Genomic DNA, 18384 nt, shown 5'->3' with positions numbered 1-18384 from the left:
GACCTTTCCCTCCAGCGAAATTCGTTCTGTCATCTCGCTATCCTCCTCGACATGACGTACTTCTTTGCCGCGTCGATCGTCCGGGCGAAGGGTTTCATCCAATCGGCCATATACGTGGCGCTGTGCAGTTTTGCCTTTCGTAGTACCCAGAAAAATCAACGCACCCCGGAGGTGCTCGTTTCCATCTCGCGATCCGGTTGATGTCTCTTGTGGGTCAAAATGCGACCTGGCGGGAAGGGCAGCTCTTGGCGCAAACCGGACATTCGGCTGGCCCGAATGTCTCACAGGGGCCACGAGCAGCCTAACTCTAGCCTAGCTGCCGTGGGAGCGAATGCTCTAGCAAGAAACGCAACATTTCACTTGTGGCGTCCGGTCCCCGCGGATCAGGGTCAGAGCTAGCAGGGCTGCCTCCCGAGGATCAGGCCACGGATAGGACTGCGATTGCACGATTGAGTTGAGGATCACCTAGACCCATGGAGGCCGGGTCAGCTTGGACCTCGATCGTGGGTGCGACGCCAACGCCTTCCAGCCGCTCGCCGTCGACCTGCACGTCCCCGACCGCGAGCAACAGCAAGCCGCGGTCAATGAGAAATGCCGTCGCAGCGAGGACAGCTCCCTCGGTCCGGCTACCGATGACCTCGCCAAGCCGATATTTCTTGAAGCCATAGGCAAGGATCTCTTTGCCGCTGCGGGTGCCACCGTTGACAAGCATGGCAACGGGCTTGCGCCACTTCACGTTCTCGAGTTCGCTGGCGCCATTGCGATCAGTGACGTGCATCGTCGGCGCTCGCGTGTTGAACAAATCAAGATACCCGGGGATCGCGCCGCCCCAGCCGTCACGCAAGTCCCAGATCAGCGCGTCGGCGCCGTTCAGGGGACTCTGCGATAGAAGATGCTCGAGCGTCCTGTGATATACGGAGCCAGCGTAGCACCAGACATGAACATAGCCGATGCTTCGGCCGTTGGCCGGTATTATACGGGCACTGGCCTTCAATCCGTCCAAAAACATTTTGTTGGGCTCAAATTCAACCGGAGTAACCGATAGTTGCATAAACGCGGTGGCACGACGCAGCCCCAGCACAACTTCCTTGCTGACCTTGCCACGGAATGACTGTACCGGCTGAAACGGTGCACCATCGGCGAACACGATCACATCGCCAGCGAGCAGGCCGGCTTGTTGGGCCGGCGTGCCTTCTATGACACCGGTGATCAGGCTGCGGCCCTGCATGTCGAGACGCGAGAGGACGCCAATGCCGGGATAGGCGATACGGCCACTCGGAAAAACACGTTCCAGTCCGCGCCGCCTTAACGCACCAGCAAAGATGTCGGAAAGCTGGTAATACTCTGGTTCGTACGGTGTGTAGTAGCGGGTGTGCGAAGCATGCAGCTCAGACAGCATGCTATTGATGACGCCGGCCAGCGCCTCTTCGGAGTTCGCCCGCGTGGCGTCCGGCAAGTAACGTTCCCGGACCGCCGACCAGTCGAGCCCGTGTAGGTGCGGATCGTAGAACCGGTCTCGCACGGTCCGCCATACCTCCTCGAACGTGGCAATGCGTGCGGACACGGCCTGGGATGTGGCCGAATCCGCGGCTTCTTGCTGCTCGGCCCACAACACCGTTGGAGTCAGAGCTGATGCCGCGGCCATGGACGTCAGCCGCAAAAAGTGGCGGCGCGACGGTGCTGAGTTGATTACCTTCTTCATCGTGAAACCTTAGATAATCGGACATTCTCAGAGCCAGAGGGGATGTCTCAAACGGGCCGAAAGCGGCCATTGAACCGGATTTGAGGCCGCGCACGCCAGTCCGCGCTCTCATTGGTTACGATCCACGTAATCCAACATGCTGCTGCAGTTCTGAGCGTTACCTCAACGCGCGCCGAAGGTGAGGCCGGCGCGCTCCCTCAGACGCTCGCGCAACACCGGACCCATCAGCGCCGCCGGCGTCCAAATGCCGCCCTCGCCCTGCACGTCGCGCACGAGGCAGAGAGCGCTCTCGGCGATCATCTTGCTGGTCGAGCCGTAGCCCGGATCTCGATCGCCCGTGACGACCGCCTCGACCCGTCCGCCATCCGGCAGCTCGCCCAGGAAGAGGATGTCGTAGAAGCCCTTCTCGCGCTCTTCCCGAGCCGGGCCTGCGCCCGGTTTGAGACCGCCGGTCCCGAGCAAGGAAACCATCGTGGCGAACGTCTCCGTCGTCACGCGACCAATTTCCCCAAATCCCGGCGCGACCATCATCTCGTCGTAAACGAAGTCCGTGCCGTAGGGATGCCCCAACAGGAAATTCGTGCGGTGCACGTTCTTGGTGTTGACCGGCGCCATGGGGAACGGCACGAGCAACACGTTCATACTCGGGTCGTATTCGGGGATGAGGCCCGACGGCTGAGACGGCCCGGTGAACCCCGGCGTCAACGCGAAGGGATCGGTCAGCAGCCGGATCAGGGCGGGATCGCGTGCGGCGGCGGCAAATGTCGCCTGAGCGCTCGCTGCGGTGCCGCCAGACATGCCGCCTTTCACCTTGCGCAGGCGGGCTTTAACCCGCCGCGCGGGGCGTCCGAATTTCTCGCGCGCCTTCTCCTGCAACGTGAGCACGCCGAGATCGAACGGGATGGAATCAAAGCCGCAAGAGAAGACGATGCGCGCGCCGGTCCGTTTCGCCTCTTCGTGATGGGCGTCGATCATGCGCCGCATCCACGCCGGTTCGCCGCACAGATCGACATAGCCAGTGCCCGTGGCCGCGCAGGCCGCCACAAGCTCGGCGCCGTAGAGCTGATAAGGCCCGACCGTCGTGATAATCACGGCCGCACGCTCGCACATCGAACGTAGGCTGGCCGGCTCGCCGGCATTCGCCTTCACCAAAGGCAAATCGTCTGGTGCGCCGATGTCGGCACGCGCCTTCTGAAGCTTGTCGGTCGAGCGTCCCGCGATCGCCCAGGACGGCGCATCGTCGCCCCGATAGGACGTCGCCAGATATTCGGCGATGAGACGGCCGGTGTAACCCGTCGCGCCATAGACGATGAGGTCGAAGTCCCGCTTCACGATGCTGGTCCTCCTCGAGACCCGGGAGAGCGCTACCCCTTACTCGGACCGGTCTTCCGCCGGCTGGATCGCACCAGCTTGCCTGGCGCACTCATTCGATCACCTCGTCGGCGCGTGCGAGCAGCACCTAAGAGGTGGGGATGCCAGGCCATTTTGTGCTGTCCCGGAGCCCGGCGAGGACAGGAGGACGCGCAGCAAGTGCCATTCGAGGGGCAGCCGCTTTCATTGGACCGTCCCATCGCGTTGACGGAGGATACCACAGTTCCTGTCTTGGGGCGCGCAACGTCCGGTTGGAGTCAATACGCCATTTTGACCGCGGGCGAGCCACTTCCAGTTTACCTCGATAAGCGGACAGTTTCCAGGCCGGTTGGCATGTCCCAAACCGGCCAGGCGCGGACATGCCGCGCCGCGTCGTCGGCCGTGTCGAGCCCCGAAGACCTTATTCCCCTACGGAGCGCCGAGCGAAGGTCCCCGTCATGCGGCACCGTCCGTTGGGCATCGCCAGTGATTGACACGGGGTTCCCGCTTCTGGTTTTCGTCCCAAGCGTATGCTGAAGTACATGGCAATCGCGTGGGGTCGATCCTCGGGGGCGGTCCAATCGCGTACCGCCCAATTTTCGTGTGTGCTACTTAGTTGGATAGCAAAATGGTAGCAGGAAAAGCAGATCATGACTGACGATCAGGTCAATCTCGTCGTTCAGCACCTTTGCGAGCAACTGCACTTGGCGCTCCGATTGAAGGGCAGCGAGGCACATCCACCAAACGCCAAGGATATTGGATTCGATGGTGCCTCTGTAAGAACGGTATTGTTGAGCGGCTTGCGTTCGGCGGGTATCACGATCCACCACGAGGCAGCCGGGGCGAGCGAAGAGCCGCCGTGGTCCTAAACACAAAGCCCCGGAAGCAGACCTGAAGGAGAAGGCGCGCAAATGCGACCCCGGCAATGCCGCAGGGCCCTTGTGATGCCGCTAGTGAAATCGCACATGGTGCAGCAAATGCTGCCACACGCGGCGGTCTCAGATACGAAACCTGTTGACAGGGATCGGCTTCATTCGTCCTTCCATTTGATCGAGCAGCCAATAGACGCCTTTTGGTCAGCTGGCGCCAGACCGGTGGTCGCAATCGCGCGCATGGCCTCGACAAGCTCTCGGGGCGCCCCCGCGCGAGGCGGAGTTGTGCGCCCTTCGTCGAGCCGGCCGCGATACTTGAGCTTGCGGTCGGCATTGTAACCGAAGAAGTCCGGCGTACAGACCGCCCCATACGCCCGAGCGACTGTCTGGGTCTCGTCGTGGAGATATGGAAACGGGAAATCATGAGCCTTCGCGAAACGCTTCATATTCTCGAATGAGTCTTCGGGATAGCTCGCCGCATCGTTCGAGCAAATCGCCGCAAAGCCTATGCTCTCCGACATAAGCACGCGGGCGTCCGAAACCATGCGGTCGATCACCGCTTTAACATAGGGACAATGGTTGCAGATGAAGACGACGACCGTGCCGTTTTCGCCCGCAACGTCGTCCAGTGCGTAAGTTTTGCCGTCGGTGGCCGGAAGCTGGAACACCGCCGCCGGCGTATCAAAAACGACTTGGGTAGCTGATGTTGCCATATCGCACCTCCTTGTGCCCCAATATATGCTGACGACGGCCTGCTGGGGCACAGTTTCCAAAACCTGTTCGCCAGTCGCCGTCGTCAGCCATTTCCGGTCGACCCTTAACAGCTGCATTTGGACGAGCGCGGGAATTCGTCGGTGTGGGCCACGAACGGACGTTAGCACCTCCAATGCCCCGGCGCGTGGGGCGGCGACCATGATAAACTGCTGTCTAAAGTTTGTTCGTCCGGTGGCTCTGAATGATTGTCTCGACACTCACCGCCGGCCGCGCTCCTGCGATTTTTTTTCGCCGATCAGACAGGGCACCCGGGGCTCTTTCTCGGCGGCTGGGACGATCCCGCTCTCTGGCGTGAGGCCCGCAACTTCGCGAACAAGCTTGGTCCGGATCGCTTCCTGGAATTTTTCGCGATCTTTGATCGTCATGATGAAGGCGCCGGGTCCCCCGATCACGCAGTCCTCGTAATAGAGATCGAGATTCTCGATATCGATCGCCGAAAGGGATGGCTCCTTCACCATGATCGGGAGGCCGTTGATGATGATGCCCTTCTCCAGGGCAGCGTCACGCGCGCCGGTTACGGAGGCTCCATCGTTGTTCGGCCCATCGCCGGAGATATCGATGACGCGCCGCAACCCGCGATAGGGATTCTCTTCGAACAGCCGCAGTGCGAAACTAATCGCGCCGGAAATCGAGGTACTTGAACCTCGGCGAACCGGCGTTTTCATGATTTCGGCGGCCACTGCATCCGCCGATTCCGGGCCGTCGATCATGCGCCAGGGAATGATGATCTTCTCGTCGCCCGACATCGACCACTCGAAATAGGTCACGGCCACCTTGCTGCCCGGAACGGCCCTCAAGGCCTGAAGGAAGTCTTTCGAGACGATGGCCTGTGCATAGCCCTCGCGCTGAATGGCAAGTTCGTCCATATCCATCGAATAGGAGACGTCGACGGCGATAACGAGCTCGACATTGACGGGTTGTACACTGTGGTTGGTGTCGGCGAATCGAGAGTTCGGGGTCGGCGCGGCAATGCCAGCAACGTCACCTCCGACCATCGCCCCCGCAACAAGCACCGCCCCGACCGAGACACACCAGCGCATGGCGGCCCTCCCGTCCTTTCACGAGCATGGTGACACCCAAAACGCGCTCGGAAAAGCGGAAACATGCAATTGTCGTCCTCGTTCGCAGCGATCGAGGCTTGCTCTGGACGATGAGTAGAAGCCCGGAACTGCCTCGTGCTTCCGGGTCGCGCCAACCCCAAAGGCTTTACCTGTCAGGACACCGATGAGACTTCCCAGATTCCAGTTAGCAAGATGACTGGGCAGAATCTCAACGCCCTCGTTGCCTGGTTGCGCACCATTCCACCGATCGAATAGTGGTGAAGCTGTTGGCGCAAAAGCGGACCGAGGTGTCTAGGGGACGATGTCCGGTGAGCGGTGCGAGCGATTACCGCACCGACGAACCTCGTTACAATGGCTCGTGTTCTTGTGCGGGCCGACGAAAGCTACGGTTGGAAACCACGGTCGTCTCGCTTCTTTCGCGCGCAAACTTCACTACTTGTCTGAAAGGGCAGGGAGGCTTCATCTAGCATCAAGCTCAATCCTTGATCGCGACCCGTTGAGGAACGCCATGCTCTCGACCCGACCATGGTCGCCGCCAGCGTCAGCCACTTGCGGCTTTACGACAGAGCCTGGTCAAAGCAGGTTGTCGCCTGGATGACTCCCGCGTCGCAGGGCGGCCGTGTGAATCCAACCATTGGATGCTCGAGAAAGACGGTTGTCGCCGGCGAGGGCGCGCCTTGTATACACCCAGCGAGATTCGCCCGCCAAAGGTCGCCGTGTCTTGATTTAGTGACAAACCGGAATAGGCTCGCGCCAACACTTAGTTCCGAGCCTGACCAAAGCCGACTATGGGAGTTTGGCGAATGATCGCTTCGCGCCACAAGCGTCTTCGGTGCGAAGTCGCGCATTATGGCGTCACAATGGAAGACTAGCTCTACTCGCGTTTCATGGTCTAGTTTTGAGCGCCGAATGGACCGCGCCTAACATCATCTCGGTGCTGTGACCACCCGGATGAAGCTTAGTTGGAGGAAGCACCGTGAACGCAAACTGGCCAGACATCCCGTTCGAGAAGTGGCGCGAGACATGTTCCGCGCTCCATATGTATTCGCAGATTGTGGGTAAGTACCGACTTGCACGAACGCCTTGGCTCAACCATTCCTGGCACGCGACCCTCTACGTCAACGCACGCGGGTTGACGACTTCGCTGGTACCGGACGGGGCTGGCATTGAGATCACCCTTGATCTCCGGAAACATGCCGTCATCGGAGAAGCGGCAGACGGGCGCACGACTGAGCTTCCGTTAGGACCGATGTCTGTGGCTGACTTCTATGCACATTTCCTCGAACTCGTTCGGCGTATTGGGGGCACGCCGGAGCTTCACGACCGACCCAGCGAGGTGCCAGCTCCCATCCCATTTCGCGATGATCGGCAAAAGAGGCCCTACGATGCTGCAGCCGTGACAAGGTTCTTCGAGGCGCTCGTCCTCGCCAACAATGTGTTCACCCGATTTCGAACCGGCTTCATCGGAAAGGCTAGTCCGGTTCATCTCTTTTGGGGCAGCTTTGATCTAGCGGTCACGCGCTTCTCCGGACGCCCCGCGCCCCTACATCCGGGTGGCATTCCGGCTTTGCCGGACGAGGTGACCCGCGAGGCATACAGTCATGAAGTCTCGTCGGCAGGTTTTTGGCCGGGCGGCGGCGGCACGGATTTTGCGGCCTTTTACTCCTATGCCTATCCCGCTCCTGCAGGTCTTGCGGACGCGAAAGTGATGCCTGATGGGGCCTACTTTGACCGGAAGCTCGGGGAATTTCTTCTGCCTTATGATGTCGTGAGACAATCGGCTGGCCCAGAGGTCGCGCTGACAGCCTTCCTGGAGAGCACGTATCTGGCGGCAGCCGACCTCGGTCATTGGGATCGCATGGCCCTCGATTGTCCCACCGGCGTACCCCGCCGACCGCGACCATTGAGCTAAGCGGCCTAACGTCCCACAGTTGATCTTCAGCTTGAGGACAGCGAATCGATGAGCTTTGAATTGTCGGAAAGCTTGATCGCGTGCGCCGACGAGGTGCTTGAATAACTTGGTCGCCATGTCGGCTTTCTGCCCCATCGGCGAAGTCCGCATGCCTCGTCGAGATCTGTTCAAGGGGATAGAGCGGACTAGATTTGCTCACGTTGAGTTCTTCGCATTTTGACCCAACTGCGCCATAGATGCCGAGGCCAAGCCCAAGGCGGCTCGCTGAATGGCCCTCTTAAAGGTAGAAGTGCTGCCCTAATTTGCAGTGAGCCGCGTCGTTATTCAGCGGTATGCTGCCCTACGCGCGGGACATAGTCCGCGCGCGCTTTGACGAAAATCTGGACGTACATTCGATTGATCCAAGGACCTGGCCCATGAGCATGCCGGACTTGGTCGAGACGCGTACCGGCACGCCGATTCAGGTGCGAGGTCATCGCGTGACGTTAAACCCAAACCGCCGCAGCAGGATCTTCCGCGTCGTCGCCGAAAGTACGGAGACGACCGTTGGCGCATGCAGGCGTTTTTCATTTGGAGGAAGGCTCATGAACCTCAAGCAAATTGCAAACGTCATCCGGGCAATCGCGTGCCTCATCGGGGCCATCATGTTTCTGCCGGACGTTGGCCAGGCTCAGGATGCGAAGGTAAAGGCCGCGATGGAGCTCCTGGAGTCGAAGGCGAATAGACTAGGTCCACCCAAGATCGAAGGGACAGAGGCTGTCGGCGGCAAAGCAGCGCCTGCCATCTATTTTGGGTCAACCAGGATGAACAACAATTTCGAGCTCGTTGATGATGTCGTAAAGCAGGTTCAGGGGACGGCCACGATCTTCGTGAAGAGTGGTGACGAGTACATCCGCGTCGCGACCCGATACATGACGCCGCTATGCCCTCACGGACAGCGACGCAACTGCGGCCCTCAACGAGAAGCATCCGACCCCTCTCGCGCGGGCCGTGGTTCACGGGTGGATGGATGCGGTTGATGGGCTGGCCGCCCTTGGCCCAAACCAACCAAACAGAGCGATCGTCCGTATGTCGGCTGTCTGGGGGCAAACCGGAAGTTGATGAGTTGTCGCCAAATCGAGCCTCATGAGCCGAAGCAGATTACAATTGGCGAGCAACCTGATTTGCAATCCGAAGCATATGGGGTCCCATCGCTACGATCGCGGGAACAACCCTCAGCGTGAGGCGCCAGCGACAAGTGGGAACCATTATCCGAAGTACGCCTCGTGCACCTGCTTCGTTTGACTGAGTTCGCCTGGCTCGCCAGCGGCAACGACGCGGCCCTTGGAGAGGACGTAGCCGTAGTCGGAGATCGCGAGCGTCTGATGGACGTTTTGCTCGACCAGGAAAACCGTGATGCCCTGCTGGTTGATGCGGCGAATGATCTTGAAGTTCTCGCGCACCAGGATGGGCGCGAGGCCGAGCGAAGGCTCGTCTATGAGGAGAAGCTTCGGCGCGCGCATGAGTCCCCGGCCAATGGACACCATCGCCTGCTCGCCTCCCGACATGGTGCCGGCAAGCTGATCGCGGCGCTCGCCGAGCCGCGGGAAGGTGGCATAGACTTGCGCCAAGCGCTGCGCGACAGCAGCGTCCGATGTCTCCCGATAAGCGCCCATGCGCAGATTTTCCTCGACCGTGAGCCTTGCGAATACCCGCCGCCCTTCGGGAATGCAGGCAATGCCGGCCGCGATCACCCGGTGGGTCGGAAGTCCCGCAAGGTCCACGCCGCCGAATCGGATGCGACCCCTGTTCGGTGGCGTCAGTCCGAGGATCGAGCGGATCAATGTGGTCTTGCCAGAGCCGTTGGCACCGAGGAGGCAGGTGATCTTGCCCGACGCGGCCGTCAGCGAGACGTTCACGAGCACGTTGGCCTGATCGTAGGCGGTGTAGACGCCTTCGATCACGAGCGCGTTGGCCCCGTCGTTCGTCATTTTAGACCCAGATATGCTTCTTGCACCATTCGGTCGGCGGCGATCTCCGCGAATGTACCAGCGGCGATCTTGCGGCCGAAATTGAGCACCACGCAACGGTTGGTGATGCGTTCGATGACACCCATCTCATGCTCGACGATCACAATCGAAAGCCCATCGAGTCGCTTCCGCACTTCCAATATGTCGTCCATGAGCTGGCTCGTTTCCTCGTGCGTCATGCCGGCGGAGGGCTCGTCCAGCAGCAGCAGCTGGGGGCGGCTGATCAGCGCGCGGCAGATCTCGATGCGGCGGCGGTCGATCATGGGCAGGCCCGCGACCGGCTCCAGCATGCGCCGAGCGAGCGGCGGGTCGAAAACCTCGACCAAAGCTTGCGCTTCGGCAAAGCTCTCCTCGAATTCGGCCTTGAACGCGTGGCGCGTGACGAGATTGAACCACAGGCCTTGGTTGAGGCGTTTGTGGTTGCCGATCATGATGTTGTCGAAGATCGACAGCGGCAGGGACAGCCGCGAGCGCTGAAACGTGCGCGATACTCCTGCGTGATAGATGGCTTGCGGGGTGGCCCGCGTAATCTCGGCACCGTCGAAGGACACGTGACCTGCATCTGCCCAGTAGATCCCGGTGATCACGTTGAAGAATGTGGTCTTGCCGGAGCCGTTCGGGCCGATCAGGCCAACAATCTCGCCCCGTGCGACATCGAGGTCGAGATGATCGAGCGCCAGGACGCCCCCAAAACGCCTGATCAGACCCCGCGCCTCGAGCACCAGCGGCAATTCTTCACGCGGCGCGGGATTTCGCGTCATGGCCGCCATCCGGGGAAATATCTGCGCACCGGCCGAGGCAACAGGCCCTCGGGCCGGAACAGCAGAACCACCATGACCAACGCGGCATAGAGCAGAAAGCGATATTCCTGGATAACCTGCAGCTTCTCGGGAACGATGACCACGATCAAGGTTGCCACGGCCACGCCCCAGGGATTGCCGATGCCCCCGAGCAGCAGGATCGATACCAGGACGAGCGAGTCGGCGAACGTATAGTTGTTCGGCTGGACGAAGCCGACGACCATCCCATGCAACGTGCCGGCAACGCCGATTAGGAAATTGCCGAGCAGGAAGGCCGTTATCTTCCAGCGTACGATATTGAGTCCGAAGCAACCGGCGGCGATCTCGTCCAGCCGCAGCGCATCGAGATTGAGGCCGATCCAGGACCGCTCAAGCCGTCGCACGACGACGAAAGCCAAGACCACGATCATCATGCTCATGACGAAATAATTGAGATAGAACGACAGCTCTATTCCACCGATCTCGATATTGTCATTGAACGACCAGCCGAGGATCGTCATGCCTCGCACCTGAAGCCCCTGGGGACCTCCAAGGACGTCATTCACCTCCAGAAAAGTCTTGAACAGGAGTGCAAACGCGATGGTGACCACCGCCGCATAATGACCGCGCGTGCGCAAGACGGGCAGCAGGAGGAGCGATCCGATCAGCGCCGCCATGAGTCCGCCAATCAAGAGCACGAGCAGGTGCGGAATGGCGGTAAGCTGATTGAGCAACGCAGCGGTGTACGCACCGATGCCAAAAAACGAGGCGCCTGCAAAGTTGAGCACCCCCGCATAGCCGAATTGGATGCTCAGCCCCAGTGTCGCGACGGTGTAAAGCACCACGGTGCAGACAAGCAGCAGGACGAAATGGTCTTCGTGGAAGACCGCGCCAACCGCGAGCGTCGCGAACATCGTGAGCAGCCCCAGCGCGTCTTCCCGCTCGCTGAAACTGTGCGTAACGGGCTTCAGCAATCCGAGCCGGTTGGCCAAGATAATGGCGCCGATACCAAGGGCCAGGAGCGCGATGATCCCTTTCTGATTTTCAACCCGCAGAAGGATGATCAGGAATACCGTGACCAGGACCACGGCAGCGGCTCCCGGCAGGAGCGACCGCTTTCCATCGTTCCCCGAAAGCGCCATATCACACCCGCTCGCTCAACTTCTCGGGAATGAGACCGGTCGGTCGCCACGCCATGAGCGCGATCACCACGGCGAACGCAAACACATCCTTGTAGGCGCTCGCGAAGGGTAACGCGACGGCGCCAATGGTCTGCAGCCCAGCGAACAGGAATCCGCCGAGGATCGCACCGTAGATACTGCCGAGCCCGCCGATGATGGCGGCGCTGAATCCAACCACGCCGAGATAGAGCCCGATACCGAAATTGATTTCGTTATAATAGAGACCGTTCATCAATCCCGCGACGGCAGCCAAGGCGGAGCCGATAGCAAACGTAATCAGCACGATGGCATTGAAGTTCACGCCCATGGTCTTGGCTGTCTCCTCATCCTGCGCAACCGCGCGGATCGCGAGCCCGAGCTTTGTCCGGTTAAGCAGGAGCTGCAGACCGACGATCACAAGGGCGCCGGCCGTCAGCAGGATCGCGTTGTCCAGCCTGAGGTTGAAATTGCCTATGTTGATGGAATGAGCCGGCAGCAGCCGCGGAAACGGCTTGGGATTGGCGCCGTCAGGATAAAAAAGCCGCACGGCTTCACGTAGAACCGTGCCCAGCATCAACGTGATCAGAAGTGTGTTGAGGGCCGGGGCGGAGCGCAAAGGCAGGATGAATGCCCGCGCGATAAGGGCCCCTAACAGCGCCATGGCGCCGATGGCCGCTACCAGCATGGCCAGGAGGTCCACCGCATCGGAGGTGAGGCCGATGCTCTGCAGTCCAATGAATGAGGCTAGCGCCGTGAAAGCACCGACCGTGAGCACGTCGCCATGCGAGAACTTGATAACGTCCAGCACGCCGAAAAACAGGGTAAAGCCCACGGCAACCAGCGCGTACATCATGCCGAGCATCAGCCCATTCATAGTGTGCTGGGCAACCAGCCCCAGATCCATGCCGCGGCTCCAGCCTGTCGGGAGCAAAACGGAAGCTGCTAAACCTTTGCTCTCCTGCCTAGGCTAATTCTGGCCCGGAAGCTTGCGTTTTCCGGACGCATATTCGCTGTCCTCCCAGACCACCCATTTTCCATCCTGGACCACGAAGGCGGTAATGAGGGCCACCGTGTTCTGTCCGTGGTCGTCAAATGTGATCTTGCCGACGATCGAGTCGCGATCCTTCACCTTGTTGAGGGTTGCTTGCACCTTCTTGCGGTCGGGCCCCACCTCCTCGATCGTGTCGAGGATCAGGCTCATGGCTGCGAAGGCGAAGCCGCCATAGGCCTCGGGCGGGTTCGGGTAATTCTGGGCGTTGTATTTCTCCAGGAAGAACTTCCCACCCGGCAGCCGCTCCGTCGGGCCGCCCTCGATGAAGGAGAGCGAGCCCTCCGCCAGCTTGCCGAGACCGTCGATATAGGAATCGGACTTGATCCCCGATGTTCCATCGAACAGCACAGTGTTCAGCCCGAGCTTGTCCATCTGACCGCGGATGCGCACGCCAATCGGCGTCAAGCCGCCGAAATAGATGGCTTGCGGATTGAGCGACTTGATCTGGGTGAGCTCGGCGCTGAAATCCTGCTGGTCGGAGGTGACGCCGAAGGTGCCGACGATCTTGCCGCCGTGCTTGGCGAGCGCTTCGCTAAAATATTTGTTGTGTCCCTTGCCGTAGTCGGTTGTGTCATGGATCACCGCAAAGGTCTTGTAGCCGAGGCTCGGCAGCAGCTCCGCATTGCGCTCGTTCTGATTGATCATCGTGCCGTTGACGCGGTGCACCTCGGCATACTTGTTCCGATAGGTGATGTCGGGCAGCACCGCGCCCCACACGATCACCGGCAGGCCGAACTTGTGATAGACGTCGACCGTGGCGATGGCCACTGCCGAACAGTAATGCGTCGCAGCCGCGATGATCTCCCTGTCGGTCGCAAGTTTGGTCGCCTGTTGAACGCCGACATTCGGCTTGCATTCGTCATCGAGCGCGACCATCTCGTATTCGTACTTGGCCTCCGCATCCGCATTGCGGAGCCGCACAGCGAGATCCGCGGAATTGCGCCCGCCGAGACCATTGGCGGATGTGCCGCCGGTCAACGGACCGATAAAACCAACCTTGATCTTTTCCTTGGCATGGGATGGTGACAAGACGCCAGTAACGCCCAACACTCCAGCGCAAATGAAAGTGGCTGCAAGCGACAGACACCTGCTCATGCGGACCTCCTTCAAGTCCGTCTCGCCCTAGCCGATGAAACATTGCGGGTGGACGGTTGCGACGGATGATGCTGCAGCCTAGCGCTCGCGTTTTCCCCGGCTAGTAATCAAGCTATGGCCGACCGACCTCGTTAAGGCGTCGGTGTCCGCAACTCAGAATTGCGGATCACGCGTGGAGCAGTCGGCTGCTGATAGCATAGCACGTCTCCGAAGCGCCTCAAAGGCGCCCATGGACTCCGCCCTACGAGTTTGGATTTGACGGAGAGCCGCGAACGCCGCCGGACCACCTTTGTCGCATCATTGTTTGCGAAGTCCCGCCGCCTTGCTATGATTAAAAAAATCAATCAACCGCGATAGGGAGAAGCACCATGAGGGCAGTGCTCCGTAGTTTGGCGGTGATAGCAGCGTTGGGCGCGATGGCCATGCCGGCGGTGGCTCAAGGTTATCCCGAGCGCCCGATCAAGATGGTCGTCCCGTGGGCGGCAGGCGGTGATACGGATAGCATCTTCCGTCCGTTTGCGCCGCTTCTACAAAAGCACATTGGTCAGCCAATCGTGATCGCCAACGTCGTCGGTGCCTCGGGCACCGTCGGAGCGCGCGAAGCCCGAGGCTCGCCGCCGGACGGCTATACGCTTTATGCGGTGCACGACTACATCCACCTTGTGCACTATGCCGGCGTCACCGACGTCAAATATACGGACTTCGAGCCGATCTGCCTGCTCTCTGCGACGCCGTCGATCCTGACGGCGAGCCCCAAAACGCCTTGGAAGAGCTGGGCTGAGCTTGCCGACGACGCCAAGAAGCGCCCGGGCCAGATCACCGTCGGGGCGACCCTCGGGTCGACCAGCCACATTTTCCCCGCGCTCATCGAAAAGGCGGCCGGCGTCAAGTTCAAGTATGTGTCCTATGAAGGCCTTGCGCCGCGCATGAATGCAATTCTCGGCGGCCATGTCGATTTGACCGATGCCAACTTGACGCAGAAGGGCAAGGTTGATGCAGGTGAGCTGAAATTTCTTGCAATCGCTGCCGAGAAGCGTGATCCCGAAATCCCGAACGTGCCGACCTTGAAGGAGCTTGGCATGGACATCGTGTACGCGGTGTCGCGCGGCCTGATGGTGCCGAAGAGCACGCCGGCGCCCGTGCGCGCCAAGCTGAACGAAGCCTGCGGAAAAGCCGCCAAGGAACCGGAGTTTGCGGAGGCGATGAAGAAGCAGGGCACGCGCGTCGCTTATCTCGATGCCAGCGACTACGGGCCGTTCCTCGATAAGCTTGACCGAGAGAACAAGGCGATCATGATCGACGTTGGCCTCGTCAAGAAATGAGGCTTGGCCGCGATAGCTTCGCTGGGCTGATCTTCCTTAGCGTCAGCCTGGTTCTGCTTGTGCAATCGTTTGAACTGCCGCAGCTGCCGCTGGTGCCAGTCGGTCCGGGCTTCTATCCGCGCATCGTCCTGACCTTCATGGCCGTCACGAGCGCGGTGCTGATCGTGCAGGACCTGCTCGCGCGGCGCGGTAGCGTGGCTGACGTCCCTGCGCCGGCACACGCAGGACGGGCCTATGGCCTGGTCGCGCTTTCCTTCGCCATTGTCGCGGTCTACATCGTGCTCCTGCCTCTGCTCGGCTATCGCCTCGCCACCGTCCTGTTCGTCGCCGCGCTGCAAGCGGCACTCGAGAGGCCGATAACCTGGCGTCAGTGGGCGGTCCTGGCCGCCATAGCAATCGGCACGTCAGCGGTGACGTACCTGCTCTTCGAGCGGTACCTCACAGTGCTGCTTCCTCGCGGCAGCTGGACAAATTGGTAGGCGATGTTCGAGCTTTTGGGTCATGGGCTCCTGACGGTGCTGCAGTGGAAGTATCTCATTCCGCTGTTCTCCGGCACGCTCATAGGCGTCATCGGCGGAGCGCTGCCGGGCGTCACCATCACGATGACGATCATCGTCATTCTGCCGTTCACCTATGGTCTCGATCCGCTGCAGGGACTGGCCGCGATGACCGGCGTCTATGTCGGCGGCTCCGCTGGCGGCTTGGTCAGCGCTTGTCTGCTTGGAATCCCGGGCACGCCCTCCGCGATCGCCACGACCTTCGACGGCTTTCCGATGGCGCGCGGGGGCGCGCCGGGCCGGGCGCTCTGGCTCGGCATATGGTCGTCGTTCTTCGGCGGGCTGCTCGGCGGCCTGTTCTTGATCCTAGTGACCGGACCGTTGGCGGCCATCGCACTTGAGTTCGGGCCATGGGAGTATTTCTCGCTGTTTGTGCTGGCCATGGCGATGGTGGCGGGCCTCGCCGAGGCCTCGTTCATCAAGGGCCTCCTGTCGACAGCGATCGGCCTCTTGATCACGGTCATCGGTACGGACCCGATCGGTAGCGTGCCGCGCTTCACCTTTGGGTCCGAGTTCATTAGCGGCGGTTTCCCGTTCCTGCCTGTGCTCATCGGGATTTTTGCCTTCGCCCAGATCATGTCCGACGTCGAGAAAGTAGGAGTGCCAAAGGTGCCAGAGGCCACGCTGGCTGTGCGGCCGAGTCTTAAGATTTCCCACCTCAAGGTGATCGGCGAAATCCTCGGCCGTCCGTTCCTGCTGCTGTGGTCGACGATCGTCGGCATTCTGATCGGCGTGCTGCCGGCGATCGGTGGCAGCGCCGCCAACATGCTGGCCTACGACCAGGCGAAGAAGTTTTCGCGCCACCCCGAGCGTTTCGGCACCGGCGTGCCCGAAGGCATCATCGCGTCGGAGTCCTCCAACAACGCCAACGTCGGCGGCTCGCTGGTGACCATCATGGCGTTCGGGATCCCAGGCGACGCTGTGACCGCCGTCATGCTTGGCGCAATGACGATCCATGGAATCCAGTCGGGGCCGCTGTTCGTCTCGCAGCAACCCGGCCTCGCCTACGGTATCTACGCCGCATACATTCTGGCACACCCGCTGATGGTGCTGATTTTGGCCGTGGGCGTGCCATTCATGATTCAGATCACACGCATGAGGCTCGCGGTGCTCGCGCCGGTCGTTCTCGTACTTTGCGTGATCGGTGCATACGCGCTCAACAACACCATGCAGAGCGTATACGTCCTGCTTAGCTTTGGTGTGTTCGGCTATGCGCTGGTTAAGGCTGGATTCCCGCTGGCGCCGCTGATCCTCGGCCTCATCCTCGGCGATCAGATCGAGATCAATCTGATTCGGGCGATCATGACGGACGACAACCCGCTGCTGTTCCTCACGCGGCCTATCTCCGGCGGGTTGCTGCTCTGCGCGGCGCTCTCGGTTGGGTTGGCCGTCTGGCAGAACATGCGTCATCGACGGCGAACTGCGCGTGAGGAAGCGCACGACTTCTGACGCCGAGTTCCACCCCGCGACACGTGAGGTCGCTCGGTGGTTCGCTTAGGGCAGCTATCGCGAGTGAAACGGACTCATCCGCCACGATCCTCGACCGCCGCTTTTGACCCATCTGCGACATCAGCGCGCATATTGCTGTGATGCATAATACCGGTGGGATTTGAAGCATATGTTAGGCTGTCGCTCAGCCTTGAGGGCGACGAAATGCGACGGCGCGAGTTCATAACGCTTGTCGGCGGTGCGGTGGTGGCGTTGCCGCTCGCAGCGCTGGCCCAGAAAGCGGGACGGACATATCGCCTAGGTTGCTTGTCTCCGCATCCTCGCGATATTCTCTTTAACGTACTTTTTTTCGACAAACTACGGCGCGCTGGTTTCAAAGGCCAAAACCTCACGATTGATTACCGAGCCTTTGCTGCGCATTTCGATCTGATTTCGCAATATGCGGCGGAGCTGGTCATAGCCCAACCCGATGTCATCTATGCTGCTAGCAACGCGGCAATTCATGCCGTACAGCAGGCAACCAAGAGCATTCCCATCGTCGGGATCGCAGGCGATATGGTCGCGGCAAGATTGGTAGAATCGTTCGCCCGGCCCAATGGCAATAACACGGGGATCAGCATTTTCTCCCGTGAGCTTGACGGCAAGCGACAGGACATCCTGATCGAAGCCGTGCCCGGGATTCGCCGCATGGCGGCTCTCGCCGATCCCAGCATTCCACACGCTCGCGCCCTGCAACAGGCGGCGCGCGCAAGAAACGTCGAGCTTTCAATCTATCGCATCACCAGAGCCGAGGAGATTGTCGCGACTATCGATAAGGCACAGGCATCGGGCGCCACGGCGCTGAATGTTTTTTCGTCCTCAATGCTCGACGGCAATGTTCCGCTGATTATCGAACGAGTTGCAGCACTGCGGCTTCCGGCCATGTATCAATGGGCCTATTGGGCCGAGATAGGTGGCTTTATCGGCTACGGCCCATCCAACGATCAGTTAGCAGACCGTACTGCACATTTTGCGGCGAGCCTCTTGCGCGGCACGATGCCTGCCGATCTGCCGGTCGAACAGCCGACGAAATTCGAGCTGGTGATCAACCTCAAGACGGCTAAGGCGATGGGTGTGATGGTTCCGGAGGCTTTACTGGTGCGCGCTGACAGGGTGATGGAGTGAGACGATGCTGTTTGCTGCATTGCATGAGTCTGTACATGGCCCCGAGCCGAAGTGCGCTTGAACCGTTGTCACGTCGGCTCGCGGCGTTAGTCCGGACATCGCTCAGTGCTTCCCTCCACAGCCGCTG

17 protein-coding genes are annotated in these 18384 nt (G+C 60.4%); 8 read left to right on the top strand and 9 right to left on the bottom strand.

Annotated elements, in window-relative coordinates:
• The coding region (locus tag CWO91_RS43850; RefSeq protein WP_208753114.1) for a hypothetical protein at positions 1-201 on the top strand (201 nt) is incomplete at its 5' end.
• Positions 202-418: 217 nt separating this feature from the next.
• Here CWO91_RS43850 and CWO91_RS35755 read toward each other — a convergent pair.
• Positions 419-1702: a S41 family peptidase gene (locus tag CWO91_RS35755; protein ID WP_130220157.1), complete on the bottom strand. Its 1284-nt coding sequence runs from the start codon at positions 1700-1702 to the stop codon at positions 419-421.
• A gap of 162 nt (positions 1703-1864) precedes the next feature.
• Positions 1865-3034 carry a saccharopine dehydrogenase family protein gene (locus CWO91_RS35750; protein ID WP_130220156.1) on the bottom strand — a complete coding sequence of 390 codons (1170 nt, stop codon included), beginning with the start codon at positions 3032-3034 and terminating at the stop codon, positions 1865-1867.
• A gap of 668 nt (positions 3035-3702) precedes the next feature.
• Between CWO91_RS35750 and CWO91_RS35745 the strand changes: the two genes are divergently transcribed.
• Positions 3703-3921 carry a hypothetical protein gene (locus tag CWO91_RS35745; RefSeq protein WP_130220155.1) on the top strand — a complete coding sequence of 73 codons (219 nt, stop codon included), beginning with the start codon at positions 3703-3705 and terminating at the stop codon, positions 3919-3921.
• 161 nt (positions 3922-4082) lie between these two features.
• Here the strand turns inward: CWO91_RS35745 and CWO91_RS35740 are convergent, their stop codons facing one another.
• Positions 4083-4637 (bottom strand): thioredoxin family protein, encoded by a 555-nt coding sequence (locus tag CWO91_RS35740; RefSeq protein ID WP_130220154.1) that lies wholly within the window; start codon positions 4635-4637, stop codon positions 4083-4085.
• 258 nt (positions 4638-4895) lie between these two features.
• Entirely contained in the window at positions 4896-5738 is an 843-nt protein-coding gene (locus CWO91_RS35735; RefSeq protein WP_130220153.1) for a DUF1194 domain-containing protein, read from the bottom strand.
• Between the two features lie 997 nt (positions 5739-6735).
• On the opposite strand from CWO91_RS35735, the gene CWO91_RS35730 reads away from it, so the two are divergent.
• Together CWO91_RS35730 and CWO91_RS35725 are read left to right on the top strand one after the other, a co-directional pair.
• On the top strand, positions 6736-7671 hold the full coding sequence (locus CWO91_RS35730; protein WP_130220152.1) for a DUF5996 family protein: 936 nt from the start codon (positions 6736-6738) through the stop codon (positions 7669-7671).
• A gap of 416 nt (positions 7672-8087) precedes the next feature.
• Positions 8088-8690 (top strand): Cache 3/Cache 2 fusion domain-containing protein, encoded by a 603-nt coding sequence (locus CWO91_RS35725; RefSeq protein ID WP_165405947.1) that lies wholly within the window; start codon positions 8088-8090, stop codon positions 8688-8690.
• 228 nt (positions 8691-8918) lie between these two features.
• Here CWO91_RS35725 and CWO91_RS35720 read toward each other — a convergent pair whose 3' ends face one another.
• From CWO91_RS35720 to CWO91_RS35700, 5 genes are all read right to left on the bottom strand, one after another.
• The gene (locus CWO91_RS35720; protein WP_130220150.1) at positions 8919-9641 is read right to left on the bottom strand and encodes an ABC transporter ATP-binding protein; all 723 of its coding nucleotides are present in this window, start codon (positions 9639-9641) and stop codon (positions 8919-8921) included.
• Positions 9638-10441, bottom strand: coding sequence for an ABC transporter ATP-binding protein (locus tag CWO91_RS35715; protein ID WP_130220149.1), 804 nt, complete (start codon positions 10439-10441; stop codon positions 9638-9640). Before CWO91_RS35715 ends, CWO91_RS35720 begins: the two co-directional genes overlap by 4 nt.
• Positions 10438-11547, bottom strand: coding sequence for a branched-chain amino acid ABC transporter permease (locus CWO91_RS35710; RefSeq protein ID WP_245471476.1), 1110 nt, complete (start codon positions 11545-11547; stop codon positions 10438-10440). The genes CWO91_RS35715 and CWO91_RS35710 overlap by 4 nt, the downstream gene beginning before the upstream one ends.
• A gap of 55 nt (positions 11548-11602) precedes the next feature.
• Entirely contained in the window at positions 11603-12523 is a 921-nt protein-coding gene (locus CWO91_RS35705; RefSeq protein WP_208753112.1) for a branched-chain amino acid ABC transporter permease, read from the bottom strand.
• Positions 12524-12586: 63 nt separating this feature from the next.
• Entirely contained in the window at positions 12587-13765 is a 1179-nt protein-coding gene (locus CWO91_RS35700) for a branched-chain amino acid ABC transporter substrate-binding protein (RefSeq protein WP_130220148.1), read from the bottom strand.
• A 368-nt stretch (positions 13766-14133) separates the two neighbouring features.
• Here CWO91_RS35700 and CWO91_RS35695 point away from each other — a divergent pair, with 368 nt between their 5' ends.
• From CWO91_RS35695 to CWO91_RS35680, 4 genes are all read left to right on the top strand, one after another.
• Positions 14134-15087 (top strand): Bug family tripartite tricarboxylate transporter substrate binding protein, encoded by a 954-nt coding sequence (locus tag CWO91_RS35695; protein ID WP_130220147.1) that lies wholly within the window; start codon positions 14134-14136, stop codon positions 15085-15087.
• Positions 15084-15566, top strand: coding sequence for a tripartite tricarboxylate transporter TctB family protein (locus CWO91_RS35690; protein ID WP_130220146.1), 483 nt, complete (start codon positions 15084-15086; stop codon positions 15564-15566). Before CWO91_RS35695 ends, CWO91_RS35690 begins: the two co-directional genes overlap by 4 nt.
• Positions 15567-15569: 3 nt before the next feature.
• The gene (locus CWO91_RS35685; protein WP_130220145.1) at positions 15570-17093 is read left to right on the top strand and encodes a tripartite tricarboxylate transporter permease; all 1524 of its coding nucleotides are present in this window, start codon (positions 15570-15572) and stop codon (positions 17091-17093) included.
• A gap of 153 nt (positions 17094-17246) precedes the next feature.
• Positions 17247-18257: an ABC transporter substrate-binding protein gene (locus CWO91_RS35680; protein WP_130220144.1), complete on the top strand. Its 1011-nt coding sequence runs from the start codon at positions 17247-17249 to the stop codon at positions 18255-18257.
• Positions 18258-18384 lie beyond the last annotated feature (127 nt).

It is taken from the genome of Bradyrhizobium genosp. SA-3 (genome assembly GCF_004212635.1).
Lineage (GTDB): Bacteria > Pseudomonadota > Alphaproteobacteria > Rhizobiales > Xanthobacteraceae > Bradyrhizobium.
Note: the sequence above shows the minus strand (reverse complement) of the source record. Positions and strands in the feature narration are given on the sequence as shown.